Genomic DNA, 2046 nt, shown 5'->3' on the forward strand with positions numbered 1-2046 from the left:
GGTGCTGGTCGATTGTGATGGCCTGGGCGTCCGGTAGCGCCGGGTGGTGTACCGCCGGACGGGTAGTGGTTCGTCCAGCGGTGAGTCGCGCCGCGTGCTGACGCCTTCGGTGACGGAATTCTGCGGGGCACTACCCGTTGGTCGGTACGCCGGATCTGCGCCACTGATCAAGCTGGCTCCGGGCAGTCGGCCGGTGCTCGGCTCAGCGTGCCGGACGATCCGGAGAACAAGCTTGGTCAGTGCTGGCGATCCGCGGTCGGGCCGGGGCTAGGGCCTGGCGTGCGGTTCGGCCATGTTCGCCTCAGGCACTAATCCAAATGACCGAAGTCAGGCCGGCTGCCCACCAGGGTCCGTACGGCGCTCGTAGGTGTGCAGCAGGTGGACCCGGAGCCGGCCTTCAGCTCGGTCGTACTCATCTGCCGATTGCCCGCCCTGCCGGGCTCCGGTCAGGCACCGCACCCGGCCTTCTCAGGAACCTTCACGTTGCTGTCCTCGGGGTCGACCAGCACCGGCACGGCCTCGCCGATACGCAGTTGGGTTGCGGCTGCTTGGGTCTGGTTGATCTCGCCGCTGTCGTTGAGCGTGCTCTGCCAGGTGATTTCCCACTGAGCAGTTGCAGTGACGGGGTACTTGCAGTCTTTGAGCTTGCTGGAGGTTTTCGTGTAGCGGTGGCCGCAGTCGGGGGAGTCTTTGATGCCCATGGACTTCGCGTACGGCGTGCCGGCGGTCTTGCAGCGGACTGTCTTGCCGTCGCCCATGGTCCAGTCGATCGATGTGACCTGCGCGGTCACGTTCACGGTCAGACCGGGCACGGTGGCGGATCGTTTGATTGGTCCCCAGGTGTTCTCGGATTTGGTAACCCACATCCAAACTGGCATGTTCACCAGGCCCACTTGGCCAACCCCAGGCGCGGACTTCACCAACGGCGGTGCAAGCTGCATCGACGCGATCGCCTGATTGACTAACGTCAGCGGGTCGATTACCTCCGTGTCCGGCGCACCCGGCAACCACACCCACTCGGTCACGATGTGCCGTCCATCGTCGTACCCCTGTTCCCGAAGACATGCCCAAACGATGCCGTCGGTATGGCCCTGCCATCGTGGATCGCTGAACGGGGGTTGCGGGTCCTCGCGCCGCATATAGCACTGGTGGCTGTTCGACCAGTTGCCTAGATCTGGATCTGAACAGGCCTGAGCGGCGCCCTTGAACTGACAGGTCTGCTTGACCTGCTTGCCTTTGGTCGGCGGCGTTCCTTCTGACCCGTCGTCGCCGTCCCCGTCGGTATACGAGCTGAGGATCCAGTTGCACACAGGTTCGGTCTTCAAGCAGACGAGTGTGTAGCCCGGACCTGGCTTCGGCGGAATGACCGGACCGGCAAAACTCGGCACCGCTGAACCCATCGCGATCAGCACCACAGTGAGGGCGACGCCGAGACGTTTCAGCATTTTCCGATCGCTTTCTCCTCGACAACAAGCCAGGCCTTGGCAGTGGTACCGACTCGCGGCGCGTAGACGACCTTGGCGGTGAAGGAGTTTCGCCGACTTGTGCCAGGACCGACCGGGACGACCTTCCGATCCTTCTGGAAGTGAAGGGTCGTTGCTGAGGAGTCGACGCAGGTTGCGAGTGTTACCTCGGGCTGTGGTGCGTCCAGGTCGACCATCTCAGGTTTCACCGAGCGAACCTCTACTCCTCCGGCGCGATACCAGCCGTTCGTCCGCAGGGAGCGGGCGTCGTCGATCGCCGCGGTGACCCACGTGCCAGCCAGGCCCGCAGCCTCGAGCGGTTTTCTACTTGGCTTTGTCGGATCGTTCAACGCCTTGTCGATGGCGGCTCTGGCTGCCCGATAACGCTGCTCAGCCGCGGTGATCGCGGCCTGCTCTTCTGCTGTCCAAGTAGGTGTGGACGGGCCCGTCGGGGTCGGAGAGGTTGTCGTCGACGGTGGGGCCGTGTTTGGGCGGCCGGCTTCGGGGGAGCCTTGGCAGGCGGTTAGCGCTAGGAGGGCGCAGAGGGCTGCGGCGGCTGGGCCGAGGGTGGGCCGGCGGGGCA

Annotated in this window: 2 protein-coding genes; both read right to left on the bottom strand. The window is 64.6% G+C overall.

Annotated features, from left to right (window positions below; all coding sequences use genetic code 11):
• Positions 1 to 446: 446 nt before the first annotated feature.
• Positions 447 to 1412 carry an ATP-binding protein gene (locus E1263_RS42245; RefSeq protein ID WP_132178090.1) on the bottom strand — a complete coding sequence of 322 codons (966 nt, stop codon included), beginning with the start codon at positions 1410 to 1412 and terminating at the stop codon, positions 447 to 449.
• A gap of 26 nt (positions 1413 to 1438) precedes the next feature.
• Positions 1439 to 2046, bottom strand: a 608-nt coding sequence (locus E1263_RS43950; RefSeq protein ID WP_420323411.1) for a hypothetical protein, incomplete at its 5' end; no start/stop codon positions are given.

It is taken from the genome of Kribbella antibiotica (assembly GCF_004349055.1).
Lineage (GTDB): Bacteria > Actinomycetota > Actinomycetes > Propionibacteriales > Kribbellaceae > Kribbella > Kribbella antibiotica.